Annotated in this window: 18 protein-coding genes; 5 read left to right on the forward strand and 13 right to left on the reverse strand. The window is 67.9% G+C overall.

The features are described 5' to 3' along the window. Positions 1–7: 7 nt before the first annotated feature. The 3 genes from mreD to AC3QL3_RS19005 all read right to left on the reverse strand — a co-directional run bounded on the left by mreD (position 8) and on the right by AC3QL3_RS19005 (position 2,722). A complete protein-coding gene (gene mreD, locus AC3QL3_RS18995) occupies positions 8–496 on the reverse strand; it encodes a rod shape-determining protein MreD (protein ID WP_492895682.1) in 489 nt (162 codons plus the stop codon). Beyond that, complete coding sequence (gene mreC / locus AC3QL3_RS19000; protein ID WP_492895683.1) at positions 493–1,539, reverse strand: rod shape-determining protein MreC; 1,047 nt, start codon at positions 1,537–1,539, stop codon at positions 493–495. The genes mreD and mreC overlap by 4 nt, the downstream gene beginning before the upstream one ends. Positions 1,540–1,675: 136 nt before the next feature. Then, complete coding sequence (locus AC3QL3_RS19005; protein WP_380021142.1) at positions 1,676–2,722, reverse strand: rod shape-determining protein; 1,047 nt, start codon at positions 2,720–2,722, stop codon at positions 1,676–1,678. 261 nt (positions 2,723–2,983) lie between these two features. Here AC3QL3_RS19005 and AC3QL3_RS19010 point away from each other — a divergent pair, with 261 nt between their 5' ends. Together AC3QL3_RS19010 and AC3QL3_RS19015 are read left to right on the forward strand one after the other, a co-directional pair. Further along, complete coding sequence (locus tag AC3QL3_RS19010; protein ID WP_492895684.1) at positions 2,984–3,919, forward strand: carbohydrate kinase family protein; 936 nt, start codon at positions 2,984–2,986, stop codon at positions 3,917–3,919. A 36-nt stretch (positions 3,920–3,955) separates the two neighbouring features. After that, a complete protein-coding gene (locus AC3QL3_RS19015) occupies positions 3,956–4,396 on the forward strand; it encodes a DUF192 domain-containing protein (protein ID WP_492895685.1) in 441 nt (146 codons plus the stop codon). Between the two features lie 28 nt (positions 4,397–4,424). Here the strand turns inward: AC3QL3_RS19015 and AC3QL3_RS19020 are convergent, their stop codons facing one another. Together AC3QL3_RS19020 and AC3QL3_RS19025 are read right to left on the reverse strand one after the other, a co-directional pair. Beyond that, a complete protein-coding gene (locus tag AC3QL3_RS19020) occupies positions 4,425–4,637 on the reverse strand; it encodes a hypothetical protein (protein WP_492895686.1) in 213 nt (70 codons plus the stop codon). A gap of 139 nt (positions 4,638–4,776) precedes the next feature. Next, entirely contained in the window at positions 4,777–4,974 is a 198-nt protein-coding gene (locus AC3QL3_RS19025) for a rubredoxin (RefSeq protein WP_492895687.1), read from the reverse strand. A gap of 63 nt (positions 4,975–5,037) precedes the next feature. Here AC3QL3_RS19025 and thiE point away from each other — a divergent pair, with 63 nt between their 5' ends. Continuing rightward, positions 5,038–5,673, forward strand: a complete 636-nt coding sequence (thiE, locus tag AC3QL3_RS19030; protein ID WP_492895688.1) for a thiamine phosphate synthase — start codon at positions 5,038–5,040, stop codon at positions 5,671–5,673. Between the two features lie 59 nt (positions 5,674–5,732). Next, a complete protein-coding gene (gene hemL / locus AC3QL3_RS19035; RefSeq protein ID WP_492895689.1) occupies positions 5,733–7,019 on the forward strand; it encodes a glutamate-1-semialdehyde 2,1-aminomutase in 1,287 nt (428 codons plus the stop codon). 24 nt (positions 7,020–7,043) lie between these two features. On the opposite strand, the gene AC3QL3_RS19040 is transcribed toward hemL, so the two are convergent. The 7 genes from AC3QL3_RS19040 to AC3QL3_RS19070 form a co-directional block, all read right to left on the reverse strand. Beyond that, complete coding sequence (locus AC3QL3_RS19040) at positions 7,044–8,438, reverse strand: metal-dependent hydrolase family protein (RefSeq protein ID WP_492895690.1); 1,395 nt, start codon at positions 8,436–8,438, stop codon at positions 7,044–7,046. A gap of 84 nt (positions 8,439–8,522) precedes the next feature. Beyond that, the gene (locus tag AC3QL3_RS19045; RefSeq protein WP_492895691.1) at positions 8,523–9,758 is read right to left on the reverse strand and encodes an acetylornithine/succinylornithine family transaminase; all 1,236 of its coding nucleotides are present in this window, start codon (positions 9,756–9,758) and stop codon (positions 8,523–8,525) included. Next, on the reverse strand, positions 9,758–10,195 hold the full coding sequence (locus AC3QL3_RS19050; RefSeq protein ID WP_492895692.1) for a VOC family protein: 438 nt from the start codon (positions 10,193–10,195) through the stop codon (positions 9,758–9,760). The genes AC3QL3_RS19045 and AC3QL3_RS19050 overlap by 1 nt, the downstream gene beginning before the upstream one ends. Positions 10,196–10,224: 29 nt before the next feature. Next, positions 10,225–10,815, reverse strand: a complete 591-nt coding sequence (locus AC3QL3_RS19055; RefSeq protein ID WP_492895693.1) for an LON peptidase substrate-binding domain-containing protein — start codon at positions 10,813–10,815, stop codon at positions 10,225–10,227. Positions 10,816–10,872: 57 nt separating this feature from the next. Next, positions 10,873–12,318 carry a UDP-N-acetylmuramate:L-alanyl-gamma-D-glutamyl-meso-diaminopimelate ligase gene (gene mpl / locus AC3QL3_RS19060; RefSeq protein ID WP_492895694.1) on the reverse strand — a complete coding sequence of 482 codons (1,446 nt, stop codon included), beginning with the start codon at positions 12,316–12,318 and terminating at the stop codon, positions 10,873–10,875. Positions 12,319–12,338: 20 nt separating this feature from the next. Continuing rightward, positions 12,339–12,815: a hypothetical protein gene (locus tag AC3QL3_RS19065; protein WP_492895695.1), complete on the reverse strand. Its 477-nt coding sequence runs from the start codon at positions 12,813–12,815 to the stop codon at positions 12,339–12,341. A gap of 139 nt (positions 12,816–12,954) precedes the next feature. After that, positions 12,955–13,542 (reverse strand): adenylate kinase, encoded by a 588-nt coding sequence (locus AC3QL3_RS19070; protein WP_492895696.1) that lies wholly within the window; start codon positions 13,540–13,542, stop codon positions 12,955–12,957. A 271-nt stretch (positions 13,543–13,813) separates the two neighbouring features. Between AC3QL3_RS19070 and AC3QL3_RS19075 the strand changes: the two genes are divergently transcribed. After that, positions 13,814–15,076 carry a 6-phosphofructokinase gene (locus AC3QL3_RS19075; protein ID WP_492895697.1) on the forward strand — a complete coding sequence of 421 codons (1,263 nt, stop codon included), beginning with the start codon at positions 13,814–13,816 and terminating at the stop codon, positions 15,074–15,076. On the opposite strand, the gene AC3QL3_RS19080 is transcribed toward AC3QL3_RS19075, so the two are convergent. Beyond that, on the reverse strand, positions 15,077–16,228 hold the full coding sequence (locus AC3QL3_RS19080) for an acyltransferase family protein (protein ID WP_492895698.1): 1,152 nt from the start codon (positions 16,226–16,228) through the stop codon (positions 15,077–15,079). Positions 16,229–16,376 lie beyond the last annotated feature (148 nt).

Consider the following 16,376-nt stretch of genomic DNA (forward strand, 5'->3'; position numbering starts at 1 on the left):
TGCCTTCCTACTCAGTGCCGCGCAGGCGCAAGCGCAGGTCGTCCAAGAGCAGGAATACGAACGGCCACATCAGCATCCCGACCAGCGGCGCGACCCAATAGATCGCCGTCGGCATCACCTCGCCGGAAAAGCCGCGCACCATCAAGGTGACGACGCGGTCGTTCAACAGCAGCGCCAGCACCGCCAGTGCCTGCTGCCACATCGGGAAGAAGCGCAGGCGTGCGCGAAAACGCAGCACGATGAAGGCAAGCACGACCAGGCGCAGCGCCTGCTCGCCGAGCAACTCGCCGGTCAGCACGTCGCCGGCGAGGCCGAACAGGAAAGCGAAACCGAGACCGACGCGCTCAGGCAACTCGATCGCCCAATAGATCAGCACCAGGCCGACCCAGTACGGCTTGAGCGGCAGCAAGAGCTGCGGCAGCGGCATCATCTGCAGCAGGAAAGCGATGAGCAGACTGCCGAAGAACAGCCAGCCGTGGGCGCGCAGACGGTTCATTGCGCCGGCTCCGGCGCAGCGGCGCGTGCGCTCGGCGACGTCTTTTCGCCGGGGTTGGAGCGGTTTTCGCTCGCCCCGACAGGCACGGCGCCGGTGCTTCCCGCTACTGCCGTGGCTCCGGCAAGCGGGGATGGCGGGCGCGCTGCGGCGGCCGGGTCTTCGCTCGGCGGGCCGACCTCTTCCGGCGGCACCGGCGGCGGACCGTACGGCTGCGGCTGATCGTGCAGCAGCAGCACTTCGCCGCTGCGGTCGAGCGCCGCGGCCGGGCGCGCCATCGCGGCGGCGAACATGCCGCTCTGGTCGTTACTGATCGAACGGATCTCACCGACCGGAAAACCGGCCGGGAAGCGCCCGCCCAGGCCCGAGGTCAACAGGCGGTCACCGACCTTGATGTCGGCGCTGATCGGTACGTTCGGCAATTCCAGCCGATCGATCGCGCCGCTGCCGTAGGCGATCGTGCGCACGCCGCTGCGTTCGACCACGACCGGAATCGCGTGGGTCGGGTCGGTCACCAGCATCGCCACCGAGGTATTGGGCAGCACTTCGACGATCTGTCCCATCACGCCGTGCGCGTCGATCACCGGCTGACCGATCTCGATGCCCTGGTTGGCGCCGAGGTCGACCACGATGCGATGGCGGAACGGGTCGAGATCGACGTCGACCAGGCGCGCGAACTGCACCGACAGGCCGAGATTCTTCTGCGCGTCGAGCAAGGCCTTCAGACGTGCGTTCTGCGCGACCACCGTATCGAGCCGGTTCAGGCGCGCCTGCGCCAGCAGCAGTGCTTCGCGCAGCTTGCGGTTCTCGCCGGCGAGCTGGTCTTGGGTGACCACCGCGGTGCGCGTCGCGCGCGCGATGTCGGCCGGAAAGGCGGCCAGCCGGTAGATCGGCTCGACCACCGCGCTGCCGGTCCGTCGCAGCAGCTCCAGATAACTGCTGCGATGATCGAGCACCATCAAGACGACCGCGAACGCGAGATAGACGATCAGCTTGAGCGTGCTGACCGTGCCCTCGGCGAACAGGGTGGCGTTGTCGGTGCGCATCGAGCCGGGATTGGGGATTAGGGATTGGGGATTCGGAAAAAGCGGGAGGATTGAAGTAGCACGCTTTTTACCACTCCCGACCTGCTCGCCTCATCCGCTTTCTACCCAATCCCAAATCCCCAATCTCGAATCCCGGCTACTCCGGCGCGAAAAAGTCGCTGCCGTGCTGGTCGATCAGTTCCAGCGCGCGGCCGCCGCCGCGGGCGACGCAGGTCAGCGGATCGTCGGCGACGTGGACGTGCAGGCCGGTTTCCTCGGAGATCAGCCGGTCGATGTCGCGCAGCAGGGCGCCGCCGCCGGTCAGGATGATGCCGCGCTCGTACACATCCGAGCACAGTTCCGGCGGGGTCTGCTCGAGCGCACCGCGCACCGAGCTGACGATGCCCGACAAAGGCTCGTGCAGCGCTTCGAGGATTTCGTTGGAATTGACGGTGAAATTGCGCGGCACGCCTTCGGCGAGGTTGCGGCCGGAGACTTCGATCTCCTTTACTTCCGACTGCGGGAACGCGCAGCCGACCTCGAACTTGATGCGCTCGGCGGTCGATTCGCCGATCAGGGTGCCGTGGTTGCGGCGCACGTAATTGATGATCGCCTCGTCGAAGCGGTCGCCGCCGATGCGCACCGACTGCGAATAGACGATGCCGTTGAGCGAGATGACCGCGACTTCGGAGGTGCCGCCGCCGATGTCCAGCACCATCGAGCCGCGCGCCTCGTGCACCGGAATGCCGGCACCGATCGCGGCCGCCATCGGCTCTTCGATCAGGTAGACGTCGCGCGCACCGGCCGACTCGGCCGATTCCTTGATCGCGCGGCGCTCGACCTGGGTCGACCCGCAAGGCACGCACACCAGAACGCGCGGGCTCGGCCGGAACATGCGCGCCTTGTGCACTTTCTTGATGAATTGCTTGAGCATCTCCTCGGTCATGGTGAAGTCGGCGATGACGCCGTCCTTCATCGGCCGAACCGTATTGATCGCCGCCGGCGTGCGCCCGAGCATGCGCTTGGCATCGCCGCCGACCGCCGCGACCGAGCGCGGGCCGCCCGGTCCGCGGTCCTGGCGGATCGCCACGACCGAGGGTTCGTTCAACACGATGCCCTGGCCGCGCACGTAAATCAGCGTGTTGGCGGTACCGAGGTCGATCGAGAGATCGTTGGAAAACAGTCCGCGCAGACCTTTGAACATATTCGCGGCGACAACCTTTTAAGTGCGAAAGAAAAGCGCGCGAGTCTAGTCCCGCACGGCGTGCCGAGCAAGGTCGGCGAAGTTAAAAAACCCTTTCCCGGCGCGGATTTCCGACGCACGCCGGCGTATCGAGTCCGCTCCGAGGCACCCGCGGACGCGCGCCGTCGCGTGGGCAGGACGCCATCGGCTCGGGTAGACTCCGGCGGTTTGGCGTGGCGCCTCAGTGCCGCGCCCTCCCCATTCTTTTTTTCGGAATCGTCGATGTCCGCACTGATCTGTGGTTCGCTCGCCTACGACACCATCATGGTGTTCCCGGACCAGTTCAAGAAACACATCCTGCCCGATCAGGTGCACATCCTGAACGTCTCGTTCCTGGTGCCGCGCATGCGCCGCGAGTTCGGCGGCTGCGCCGGCAACATCGCCTACAACCTCAAGCTGCTGGGCGACGATCCGATTCCGTTCGCCGCGGTCGGACAAGACTTCCAACCGTATCGCGAGCACATGAAACAGTGCGGCATCCGTCTCGATCACGTCAGCGTGTTCGAAGACTTGTTCACGCCGCAGTGCTTCATCACCACCGATCTCGACAACAATCAGATCACCGCCTTCCACCCCGGCGCGATGCTCAATTCGCACGAGCATCACGTGCGCGACGTCGAAGGCGTCAGCTTCGGCATCGTCGCCCCCGACAGCCGCGACGGCATGCTGCAGCACGCGCGCGAGTTCGCCGAGAGCGGCGTGCCCTTCATCTTCGATCCGGGCCAAGCGATGCCGCTGTTCAGCGGCGAGGAATTCCGCGCCTTCATCGAGCAGGCCGATTACGCCATCGTCAACGACTACGAATCGCAGCTGTTGCAGCAGCGCACCGGCTGGAGCGCGAACGAGATCGCGCAGCGCGTGAAGGCCTACGTCGTCACCCAGGGGCCGAAGGGTTCGACCGTCTACGCCGGCGGCAAGACCATCGCGATCCCGCCGGCGCAGGAACGCCGCATCGTCGATCCGACCGGCTGCGGCGACGCCTACCGCGCCGGCCTGATCTTCGGCCTGATGCGCGAGATGGACTGGCCGACCACCGGCCGCATCGCTTCGCTGATGGGCACGCTGAAGATCGAGCATCCCGGCACGCAGAACCAGCGCTTCAGCTACGCCGAGTTCGCCGACCAGTTCAAGCAACAGTTCGGCTATACGCTGGGCTGAAGTCCGCATTCCCGTCCGATCGCAGGAGTTCCGCCGATGCCAGTCCGCCTTCCGCTCGTACGCCTCACCGCCGGCCTCGCGCTCGCGGCTCTGATGCAATCTTGCGCGGCGAACACGCCGACGGTCGAGATCAAGGGCAAGCGCTACACGATCGAACTCGCCGAAGACGACGCCTCGCGCGCGCACGGCCTGATGGAGCGCGAGAGCATGCCGACCGACCACGGCATGCTGTTCGTATTCCAGGACGACGCACCGCGCGCGTTCTGGATGAAGAACTGCAAGTTTCCGCAGGACATGCTGTTCTTCGACGCCACGCGCCGATTGATCAGCGTGCAGCGCAACGTGCCGCCGTGCCAGTCCGATCCGTGCCCGGCCTATTCCAGCGGCGCGCCGGCGCGCTACGTGCTCGAACTCAACGCCGGCCAAGCCGATGCGATCGGCGTGAATCCGGGCGACGAGCTGACGATTCACCGCTGAGCGCGCTCGCCGCTGCCGTCTCCGACGCTCAGCAGCGGCGCGGTTCGAGCGGCTCGGCACGCGCGAGGTCCGCGAAATCGACCTTGGCGTCATCGCCGCTCGAGCGGAAATGCAGCCAGCCGTCCTCGTCGAGGACGAAGCCCTCACGCAGGCCGTGCACGCAGACCAGGCCCTGACGATACGGCACCGGAACCACATCGCGATCGACGCTGCCGTCCTCGATCGGAATGAAAACACGCATGACGACTCCGCTTTGTTGACTGCCTACAGTCAAGCAAATGCGGGTGGTGGATTGGCGTCGCGCGGATGACGAAATCGGGACGATTTGTGGCGAATGCGGGCCGCGCGCGCCGCGACCGAACGATCTCTCTCGTCGGCGCTTACAGCTCGACCATCTCGAAATCGGATTTGGTCACGCCGCAATCGGGGCAGGTCCAGCTCTCGGGCACGTCTTCCCAGCGCGTGCCCGCTTCGATTCCGTCGTCCGGCCAGCCTTCGGCTTCGTTGTAGATGAAGCCGCAGACGACGCACATGAAGGTGCGGAACGGCGCCTCGGCACGGGCGGCAGGATCGGACATGCGGGATGGTTCTGGCGGCGGAAGCGCCCTATTCTCCCAGCTTGTCCGACCGCGCGAAAGCCGATGCCGACCGCTCCACGCTGGCCGCTGCGCGGCCTCTACGCCATCACCGACGGTCCGCGCGCCGATTTGCTCGAGGTCTGCGCCGCCGCGCTCGCCGGCGGTGCGCGCCTCTTGCAGTACCGCGACAAGAGCGGCGACGACGCGCGCCGGCTCGAAGAAGCGCGCGCGCTGCAAGCCTTGTGCGCGCGCCACGGCGTGCCGCTGATCGTCAATGACGACGTCGAACTCGCCGCCGCGGTCGGTGCCGCCGGCGTGCATCTGGGCGAGGACGACCTCGCGATCGAGGCGGCGCGCGCACGCTTGGGCTCACACGCGATCGTCGGTGTGTCCTGCTACGACTCGATCGAGCGCGCGCAGCGGCTCGCCGCGGCCGGCGCCGACTATCTCGCCTTCGGCGCGTTCTTTCCCTCGCCGACCAAGCCGCAGGCGCGCCGCGCCACGGCCGAACTGCTGCGCGCGGCGCAGCCGCTCGGCTTGCCCCTGGTCGCGATCGGCGGCATCACGCCGGACAACGCCGGCACGCTGGTCGAAGCCGGCGCCGACTGCGTCGCGGTGATCTCGGCACTGTTCGCGGCATCCGATGTCGCGGCCGCCGCGCGACGGTTCGCCGCGCTGTTCGCGCCTGCGCGTTCGTAACACAATGCCGGCTTCGCGCGGGGCCCGGCTCCGCCGCCAGCGATTCTGACGGAGTTCCGATGAGCACCAACCACGAGCTGTTCCAGCGCGCGCTCGCGCGCATCCCCGGCGGCGTCAATTCGCCGGTGCGCGCGTTCAAATCCGTCGGCGGCGAGCCGTTCTACACCGCACGCGCCGACGGCGCCTGTCTGTGGGACGTCGAGGACAACTGTTATATCGACTACGTCGGCTCGTGGGGACCGATGGTGGTCGGTCACAATCATCCGCACGTGCGCACGGCGGTCGAGCGCGCGATCCGCGACGGTCTTTCCTTCGGCACGCCGTGCGCGGCCGAGGTGGTGATGGCCGAAACGATCACGCAGCTGGTGCCCGCGGTCGAAGTCGTGCGCATGGTCAATTCCGGCACCGAAGCGACGATGTCGGCGATCCGCCTCGCGCGCGGCGCGACCGGGCGCACGCGCATCGTCAAGTTCGAAGGCTGTTATCACGGTCACGGCGACGCGTTCCTGGTCAAAGCCGGCTCCGGCGCGCTGACGCTCGGCACGCCGACCTCGCCCGGTGTGCCGAGCGCGCTGGCCGACCTGACCCTGACCCTGCCCTACAACGACCTCGACGCCGCCGAGCAACTGTTCGCCGAAGCCGGCGACAGCATCGCCGCGCTGATCATCGAGCCGATCGCCGGCAACATGAATTGCATCCTGCCGCGCGCGGGCTATCTGGCCGCGCTGCGCGAGCTGTGCACGCGCCACGGCGCGCTGTTGATCTTCGACGAGGTGATGACCGGCTTCCGCGTCGCGCTCGGCGGCGCGCAGGCGCTGTACGGCATCACGCCGGACCTGACCACCTTCGGCAAAATCATCGGCGGCGGCATGCCGGTCGGCGCCTACGGCGGCCGCCGCGACCTGATGCAGCAGATCGCTCCGGCGGGACCGATCTACCAGGCCGGCACGCTGAGCGGCAATCCGGTCGCGATGGCGGCGGGACTGGCGATGCTCGACTTGATCCAGACGCCCGGCTTCTACGACCAGCTCGACCGCCGCACGCGTCTTTTGACCGACACCTTGCAGGCCGCCGCCGACGAAGCCGGCGTCCCGTTCAGCGTGAATCGCGCCTGCGGCATGTTCGGCCTTTTCTTCAGCGCCGAGAAAGTCGAAACCTACGCGCAGGCGACCGCCTGCGACGTCGCCGCGTTCAAGCGTTTCTTCCACGGCATGCTCGAACGCGGCGTCTACCTCGCACCGTCGGCGTTCGAAGCCGGTTTCGTCTCGATCGCGCACACCGACGAAGTCATCGCCGCCACGCTGGAAGCCGCGCGCGGCGCCTTCGCCGACGTCGCGGCGGGCTGAGCGCGCGCGGCAGCGGCGGCGACGCTATTTCGCCAGCGCCAAGGCCGGCACGACCGGCTTGCCGTCCTGCTTGTAGACGCGGCCGTCCTTCATCACGAAGGAGACGTTCTGCATGCGCGCGATGTCCTGCAGCGGGTCGCCCGGCACTGCGATCAGGTCGGCGAATTTGCCGGCCTCGAGCGTGCCGAGCTCGGCGGATTTCTTCATCAGCTCGGCCGCGTGCGTGGTCGCCGCCTGCAGCGCATACGCCGGCGGCATGCCGGCGCCGACCATGTAGACGAACTCGTGCGCGTTCTCGCCGTGCGGATAGGCGCCTTCGTCGCTGCCGAACGCGACCTTCACGCCGGCGCGGTAAGCGCGTCGCGCGCCGTCCTGCATCAACGCACCGAAGGTACGCATCTTCGCCGCAAGATCCGGCGGAAAATCGGCCGACTCCCCCGACGAAGGCACGCTCGCCGCGATCGCCATGCCGGCGCTGATGGTCGGCACGAACCAGGTGCCGTGCTGCTTCATCAGCTTGGCGGCGGCCTCGTCGATGAAGGTGCCGTGCTCGATCGAGTCGACTCCGCCGAGCACCGCGCGGCGGATGCTTTCCGAATCGTGCGCGTGCGCGCCGACCGCGAGACCGTAGTCGTGCGCGGTGTCGACCACGGCCTTGATCTCGGCCACGGTCATGTGCGGGATCGCGCCGCCGGGCTCGTCGTCGAACAGGCTGCTCGAGGCCATGATCTTGATCACGTCGACGCCGTCCTTGTAGTGCTTGCGCACGGCTTTCACGGCATCGTCGGGGCTGTTGACGATGCCGTCGTTGGGGCCGAGGTCACGCGCCAGATCGTGGCGCAGCCCCTTGCTCCAATCGGCGTGCCCGCCGGTGCTGCCGATCGGACGTCCGGCGCTGAAGATGCGCGGGCCGATCACGACGCCGGCGTTGACCGCATCGCGCAGCGCCAGCGTTTCGTTGTTGATGTCGCTCATGTCGCGCACGGTGGTGAAACCCGCTTCCAGCGTGCGCTGCGCGTGGACGGCGGAGCGCACGGCGTAGTCGGCGAGATTCCAGCGCTCGGGATCGGCGTCGGTGGTCAATGACAGATGCGTATGCGCATCGATCAGACCCGGCAGGCAAGTGGCGTCGCCAAGGTCGATCGCGACGGCGCCGGGCACCTCAGCGCGTCCCGGCTTCAGCTCGCGGATGCGCTGGCCTTGCACGACCACGGTGACGGCGCCGATGCGCTTGCCCACCTTCGCGTCGAACAGGTGGCCGCAGTAAATCGCCTGCGTCGCGGCGGCGCTCGGAGGCGGCTCGGACGGCGAGGCCGGAGTCGCGCCGATCGCCGCGGTCGCGGCGCTGGCGAATGCGGTGGCGACCGTGCCGAACCGCACGACGCGACCGATCCAGCGCCCGTGATGTATGCAGATCATGCTCAGCCCTCCCCGGCTTTCGGCGCGCGACGGCGCGCCAAGGAGGTCGAGCTTTGCCGTCCGTCTAGTTCTAAGACAGTCCCATTAGTTGGCTTGGGCGGCGCCGGCGAACGCGGCCAACGCAGCGCGCAGACGCGCGAGGCCGTCGGCCAACTCTGCGTCAGTGATCGTCAGCGGCGGCACCAGGCGCAGCACGTCGGGTCCGGCCTGCAACAGCAGCAAGCCGTGCGCGGCGGCGTGATCGAGAATCTCGCCGGCGCGGCCCTTGTAGGCATCGGCGAGCACGGCGCCGAGCATCAAGCCGCGGCCGCGGATCTCGGTGAACAAGCGCTGCTGCGAGTCGATCGCGGCGAGCCCCGCACGCAACGCCTGCGCTTGGCGCGCGACCTCGGCGAGCAAGGCCGGCGCGGACAATTTGCGCAAAGCCACGCGCGCCACCGCCGCGGCCAGCGGATTGCCGCCGAAGGTGGTGCCGTGCGCGCCGAACTGCATGACCTCGGCGACCTTCGGCCCGGCCAGCATCGCGCCGATCGGGAATCCGCAGCCGAGCGCCTTCGCCAGCGTGACGATGTCCGGCACCACGCCGTCCTGCGTGTGCGCGAACAAGCTGCCGGTGCGGCCCATGCCGCATTGGATCTCGTCGAGTACGAGCAAGGCGCCGTGCGCATCGCACAGCTCCCGCACGCGCGCGAGAAAGCCCGGCGCGGCCGGCATCACGCCGCCTTCGCCCTGCACCGGCTCGACCAGCACGGCCGCGACGTCGCCCGGCGCGAACGCCTGCTCGAGTTCGCCGACGTCGTTGAAGGCCGCGTAGCGGAAACCGGCCGGCAGCGGCTCGTAGCCTTCCTGATATTTCGGCTGCGCCGTCGCGGTGACGGCAGCGAGAGTGCGGCCGTGGAACGAACCGCGGAAGGTCACGATCACGCGCCGCTCCGGCGCACGCCCGTTCGCCGCCGCCCACTTGCGCACCAGCTTGATCGCGGCCTCGTTCGCTTCCGCGCCGGAGTTGCACAGGAACACGCGCTCGGCGAATTGCGCCGCGGCGATCAGCTCCTCGGCCAGACGCAGCGGCGGTTCGGTGTAGAACACGTTGCTCGCGTGCCAGAGCTTGCCGGCCTGGGCGGTCAGCGCGGCGAGCAGATCGGGATCGCGATGACCGAGCGCATTGACCGCGATGCCGGCGCCGAAATCGACGTAGTCGCGGCCGTCGCGGTCCCACACGCGCGCGCCGTCGCCGCGATCGAGCACGATCTCGCGCGGCTTGTACACCGGCAGCCAGTAGCGCGCGCCGAGCGCGAGCAGATCGGAGGTCCCTTCCATCACCAGCTCCCGCTGTTGGGCATCGACGCCCACGGTTCGGCCGGCGCCAGGTGCTCGCCTTTCTGCAGCAGCTCGATCGAAATCAAATCCGGCGAGCGCACGAAGGCCATGTGGCCGTCGCGCGGCGGGCGGTTGATGGTCACGCCCATCGCCTGCAGGCGCGCGCAGGTCGCGTAGACGTCGTCGACACGGAAGGCGAGATGCCCGAAGTTGCGCGCGCTGCCGTAGTCCTCCGCCGGCGCACCGTCGGCCGGCGGCCAGTTGTGGGTCAGCTCGATCTCGGCATCCGGCGTCTCGTCGGCGGCGAGGAAGACCAGCGTGTAGCGGCCGGCCGGATTGTCCTTGCGCCGCGTTTCGCGCAGACCGAGGCCGGCGCAGAAAAAATTCAGCGCGGCGTCGAGATCGCGCACGCGGATCATCGTGTGCAGGTACTTCATGGATCGCTCCGGGAGAACGCGGCGTAGGATTATCCGCGCTGGAAGCGCGGAATATGTTGCGCAAGTCTGGCCAAACGCTGCAACGGATCGGACAGTTGCAGCAGTTCCTGCCGCTCGGGCGGCGTCAGCGGCAAGGCCTCGGCGAGGCGGAAGCCGACCCAGCTGGCGTCGTCGTAGCTGGCCCGATCCGATTGCGCGAACGGGCCGCCGGAGCGTTCGTGCAGACGCTCCAAGATGGTCGCGAGCAGGCCGTGCTCGGGCGGCACCGGCAGCAAGGGCTCGTCGTCGAGGAAGCGCACCTCCCCATGCACCAGGCCGTTGTCGCGCACCCGCGTGGTGGCGACCTGAAAACGGCCGAAGCCTTCCGCGCCGATGCCGAGCAGGCCGTCGGGCAGGGTGTAGAAATCGGTGATGCGCGCGAAGGTGCCGACCGCGGCCGGCACGGCCGGATCGCCGACCTCGGCTCCATCCAGGATCAGGCAGACGCCGAAGCCGGTGTTGTCGCGCGTGCAGTCGCGCACCAGGTCGATGTAGCGTGGCTCGAAAATGCGCAGGTTCAGCAGGCCGCCCGGGAACAACACCGCGGACAACGGGAACAACGGTATATCGACGAGGCTCACGCGAAGAGTCTAGCAAAGCCGCGCGCGAGCGCTTGCGCCGAAATCGGCTCGGCCACGTCAGCTCCGCGCCGCACGCAAGGCGGCGAAGAATTTGCGCGGCGCGCCTTCGAAGCCGCCGTTGGACATGAACACCACGTGGTCGCCGGGTCGCGCCTGCACGAGCAGATCGCCGACCAGCGCATCGACGCCGGCGGCGGCACGGCCGCGACCCTCGAGCGCGCCGAGCACCTTGCCGGCATCCCAAGCCAGCTCCGGCCGCTGCAAGAAGACGACCGCATCGGCATCGCGCAGGGACGGCGCCAATTCCTCGGCGTGCGCGCCCATGCGCATCGAATTGGAACGCGGTTCCATGCCGACCAGGATGCGCGCCGCGCCGACCTTCGCACGCAGTCCGGCCAGGGTCGTCGCGATCGCGGTCGGGTGATGGGCGAAGTCGTCGTAGACACGCACGCCGGCGTATTCGCCGATCAGCTCCATGCGCCGCGCGACGTTGCGGAACCCGGCCAGCGCCGGCAGCGCCTGCGCCACCTCGATCCCGGCCGCGTGAGCGGCGGCCAACGCGGCCAGCGCATTCATGACGTTGTGGCGGCCGCTCAATTCCCAGCGCGCTTCACCGAGCTCGCGCCCGCGATGCGAGACGACGAAGGCGCTGCCGTCCGCCGCGGTCAGGCGCGCGCGCCAGTCGCCGGCGTCGATGCCGAAGCTCTCGACCGGTGTCCAGCAGCCTATCGCCAGCACTTCGCCGAGGCGCGCGTCCTCGGCGTTGACGATCAGACGGCCGTTGCCCGGCACGGTGCGCACCAGATGATGGAACTGGCGCTGGATCGCGGCGACGTCGGGAAAGATATCCGCGTGGTCGTATTCGAGGTTGTTCAAGATCGCGATCGACGGCCGGTAGTGCACGAACTTCGAGCGTTTGTCGAAGAAGGCGGTGTCGTATTCGTCGGCTTCGATGACGAAAGGCCGGGATTGGGGATTGGGGATTGGGGATTCGAAAGCGAGGCCGTCCAATCCCGAATCCCCAATCCCCAATCCCGGCTCTATCCGCGCCGATACGCCGAAATTCGCCGGTACGCCGCCGACCAGAAATCCCGGCGCGCGCCCTTGCGATTCCAGGATCCAAGCCAGCAGCGAGGTCGTGGTGGTCTTGCCGTGCGTGCCGGCGACGGCCAGCACGCGGCGCTGCGCCAGCAAGGTCTCGCCCAGCCACTGCGGACCGGAAACATAGGGCAGGCGCGCATCCAGCATGTGCTCGATCGCGGCATTGCCGCGCGACAAGGCGTTGCCGACGATGACCAGATCCGGCGCGCGCGCCGGATCGGCGCCGCCGAGGTGTTCGGCGCTGTAGCCCTGCTTTAAGACGATGCCGAGACGTTCGAGCTGGGTCGACATCGGCGGATACACATTCGTATCGGAACCCTCGACCTCGTGGCCGAGTTCGCGCGCGAGCGCCGCGATGCCGCCCATGAAGGTGCCGCAGATGCCGAGGATGTGCAGTTTCATGCGAAAGACTCCGTCCGTGGTCAAGCCGGCTTGCCGAACAGCAGGCTTTCGAGCAGCCAGTAGACGATCAGCCAGCTGGTGGCATGAGCGAGCGCGAAGCCGAAACCGATGTCGACGGCATGCCGCAGGATGTGCGCGTTGACGAAGATCTGCCACACCAAGGTCGCCAAGATCAGCCAGCGCAACAGGGCTTGAAACGGACCGAGCGTCAACGAGGTATCGCCGCCGTCGACCGGCAATTCGATCAGGGCGACGATCGGCAACTGCACCAGCGAGATGAGCAGGCCGCAGGCGCAGATCGCGGCCGCGGCCTGCACGTAGCGGTTGGCGCGACCGCGCAAGGCCAGCTCGGCCCAGACCAGGCCGAAGATGACGACGATGGAAAGCAGAGAGTGAGCGAACGCATCGCTCGCGTCGCCGAGGAAGCTGCCGACCAGTACGTCCAGCGCCACGCCCGCGACGATCAAGCCGACCAGCAGCGTCGGCGAATGCGGCATGTCTTGCGGTCCGCGCCGCAAACGGCACAGATCCGCGACGAGGCGGACGATATCGGGTAGCGCGATCGTCATCGGCTGCGTGACTTGCGCGGACGCGCGCTGGGATGCGGCGCGGACTGTTGGCTTGCGTCGCCGCGCCTCAAGCGCGCCGGCGCGTTTCGCCGTCGTCCGACAACGCCGCGAGAATGCGCCGCGTAATGTCGGCCAGCTCGCCGACGCCGTCGACGATCTTGAGCTTGCCTTCCTCGGCGAAATGCGCGGCGACCGGCTCGGTCTGCTCGGCGTAAACGCGCAAGCGCTCGCGCACGGTTTCGGGCGTGTCGTCCTTGCGTCCTTGCGCGGCCGCGCGGCCGGCGATGCGCTCGACGATGAGTTCGCTCGGCACTTCGAGCTTGATCGCGACGTCGAGCGGCTGGCCGATGCGCGCGAGCAAGGCTTCGAGCGCCTTGCACTGCGCCAGATTGCGCGGATAGCCGTCGAGGATGAAGCCGGCGTGTGCGTCGTCCTGCGCCAGACGCTCTTCCAGCATCGCCAGCACGATGTCGTCGGAAACCAGCTGGCCGGCGTCCATCACCGCCTTCGCCTGCACGCCGAGCGGCGTGCCGGCTTTGACCGCTGCGCGCAGCAGATCGCCGGTGGAGACGTGCGGCACGCCGAGTTCGGCTTTCAGGATCTCCGCCTGAGTGCCCTTGCCCGATCCGGGCGCGCCGAGTAGAACCAGTCGCATGTTGCTCCCATGCCGCCGCCGCGGCGTCGTCGATCGCGTGTGAGGAATGCCGGCAACGCGCAGCTCTCTGCGCCCTGTGGAATTGCCGTGTCGCGCCGGAACCGCCGAACGCGCGCGTCGAACCGATCTAGAATGCGGACAACGCTAGCGGCTGGCCGAAACCCTGTCAAACCGCGCCGGTGAGAACTGCGGCAAGAATGGCCGCTCTTGATTTTTACGCTCGCCGAGGTGCGCAAAAGCGCGCGCCCGAGTGCAAAGGAGGATCCCCGCTATGGCCGAAGGCAAGCTCTTGTACGCCCAATCGGGCGGTGTCACCGCCGTCATCAACGCGACCGCGTGCGCGGTGATCGAGACCGCACGCGCCGCCAAAGTGCCGGTGCTGGCGGCACGCAACGGCATCATCGGCGCGCTGCGCGAGGAGCTGATCGACACCACGCGCGAATCGCGCGCGCGCATTGCGGCATTACGCCACACGCCCGGCGGCGCCTTCGGCTCGTGCCGCTACAAGCTGAAGTCGATCGGCGAGAACCGCGCGCAGTACGAGCGCCTGATCGAGGTGTTCAAGGCGCACGACATCCGCTGGTTCCTCTACAACGGCGGCAACGACTCGGCCGACACCGCGCTGAAGATCTCGCAGATCGGGCGCGAGCTGGGTTATCCGATCGGCGTGATCGGCGTCCCAAAAACGGTCGACAACGATCTCGCCGTCACCGACACCTGCCCCGGCTTCGGTTCGGTGGCGAAGTACGTCGCCGTGTCGGTGGCCGAGGCCAGCCTCGACGTCGAATCGATGTACGCCTCCTCGACCAAGGTTTTCATCATCGAAGTGATGGGCCGCCACGCCGGCTGGATCGCCGCGGCCGGCGGGCTCGCCGCCCGCGCGGCGGGCGACCCGCCGCATCTGATCCTGTTTCCGGAAGTCGCGTTCGACGAAGCGAGCTTCCTCGCACGCGTGCGCGAGACGGTGCAGAAGGTCGGCTACTGCACCGTGGTCGCCTCCGAAGGCTTGCGCAACGTGGCCGGCGAATTCCTCGCCGAGGCCGGCACGCGCGACTCGTTCGGCCATTCGCAATTGGGCGGCGTCGCACCGGTGCTGGCGCAGCTGGTGAAGAACAAGCTCGGCTACAAGTACCACTGGGCGCTGCCCGACTATCTGCAGCGTTCGGCGCGCCATCTCGCCTCCAAGACCGACGCCGAGCAGGCTTATGCGGTGGGCAAGGCGGCGGTCGAATACGCCCTGGCCGGCAAGAATGCGGTGATGCCGGTGATCGTGCGCACCTCCGATGCGCCCTACCGCTGGAAGATCGAAGCGGCGCCGCTGGCGAAAGTCGCCAACCACGAGAAGAAACTGCCGAAGGGTTTCATCCGCAAGGACGGCTACGGCATCACCGCCGCGGCGCGGCGTTATCTGGAGCCTTTGATCCGCGGCGAAGACGCGCCCAAGTACGGCAAGGACGGCCTGCCCGACTACGTGCGGCTCGAACACCGGCTGGTGCGCAAGAAACTTCCTGCGTACACGATCGAGGATCGCTGATCAGCCGTTCGCATCCTGTCGCGCGGCCGGCGCGGTGAGCAGGAACGGATGCTCGGTCAGGCGGTAGGACAGCCACGACACCAGCAGGACCACCGGCGTCAGCAGCAGAGCGAGCGCGGCGAGGCTGCCGGCGACCGGCGACCACTGCGACAAGCCGCTGCGCTGGGCGAGCTGAAACACGACCCAGTGCCACAGATACAGGCTGTAACTGATGGTGCCGAGGAAGGCCAGCACGCGGCCGGAAAACAGCGCCTCCGCCAGCCGCGTCCGTTGCGCCGAGGCGTATACGATCAGCGCGAGCGGAGCGCCGGCCAGCGTCGCGTAGAGAAAGATCCACGGCGTCTGCGCCGTAACGAAAATATCGCCGCGGCCGTGCAGTGCGGCCAGCAGCGCGAGCGCGCCGAGCAGGCCGGCTAGCAGCAGCAGGTTCAAGGTGCGCGTGGAGGCTCTGGCGCCACGCAGATGAAACCAAGCGCCGATCATGCCGAAGACGAATTCGTCCAGCCGCGCCGGTAGCTGCAGGATGTTGGGGTAAGACAATCCGCCGCTCATGCGGCCCTCGAACAGCCACTGGTAGCAGACGACGCGGAAGCCGATGACCGCGGCCAGCACGGCGATGCCGACCAGCCACCAGCGCGCGCGCGCGAACGCGAGGCCGAGCAAGGGCAGCACGACATAGAAGTTCCACTCGACCGGCAAGCTCCACCAGACGTTGTTGAGCAGCGGCGAGAGACCATCGAAGAACACGAACTCCATGCTCAGATAGGCGAGCAGCTCGCGCGGACCGACCGGCCAAACGCCATCGATCCACCAGCCGGCCACGATCAGGATCGCCAGCTGGACGTAGTAGGCCGGCAGTACGCGCAGTGCGCGCCGCTTCCAGAACTGCCGCAAGGACGGGAACGGCCGCAGCCCCTGCGCCCAGGCCAGGAACGGCAGGCCGAGCAGGAAGCCGGACAGAACAAAGAACAGATCCACCCCCAGATAGCCACCGGCGAACAGCAGGGTCAGATCGAGCCCGAACGGCGCCACGCGCGGCGAGCCGGCCAACAGCCACAGATGCAGCAGCGCGACCCATCCGGCGGCGATACCGCGCAGCCCGGTCAGGGCCGGGAAATAGTCGCGCGTTCCGCTGGCAGAAGGAGCCGGCATCGGTCGGGGGGATTCCATCGCCGGCATCGCGCCGCAGGCGGCGCGTTATAGCAGATCGGATGCGGCGCCTGCTGCGCCGCGCCAATGCGCTTGCCGCGACGGCGTGGCTATACTCGGCCGGTTGCTCGCGTTTCCCCGTCGTCGTTCG

The sequence above is a fragment of the Dokdonella sp. GW821-FHT11D02 genome (genome assembly GCF_058808595.1).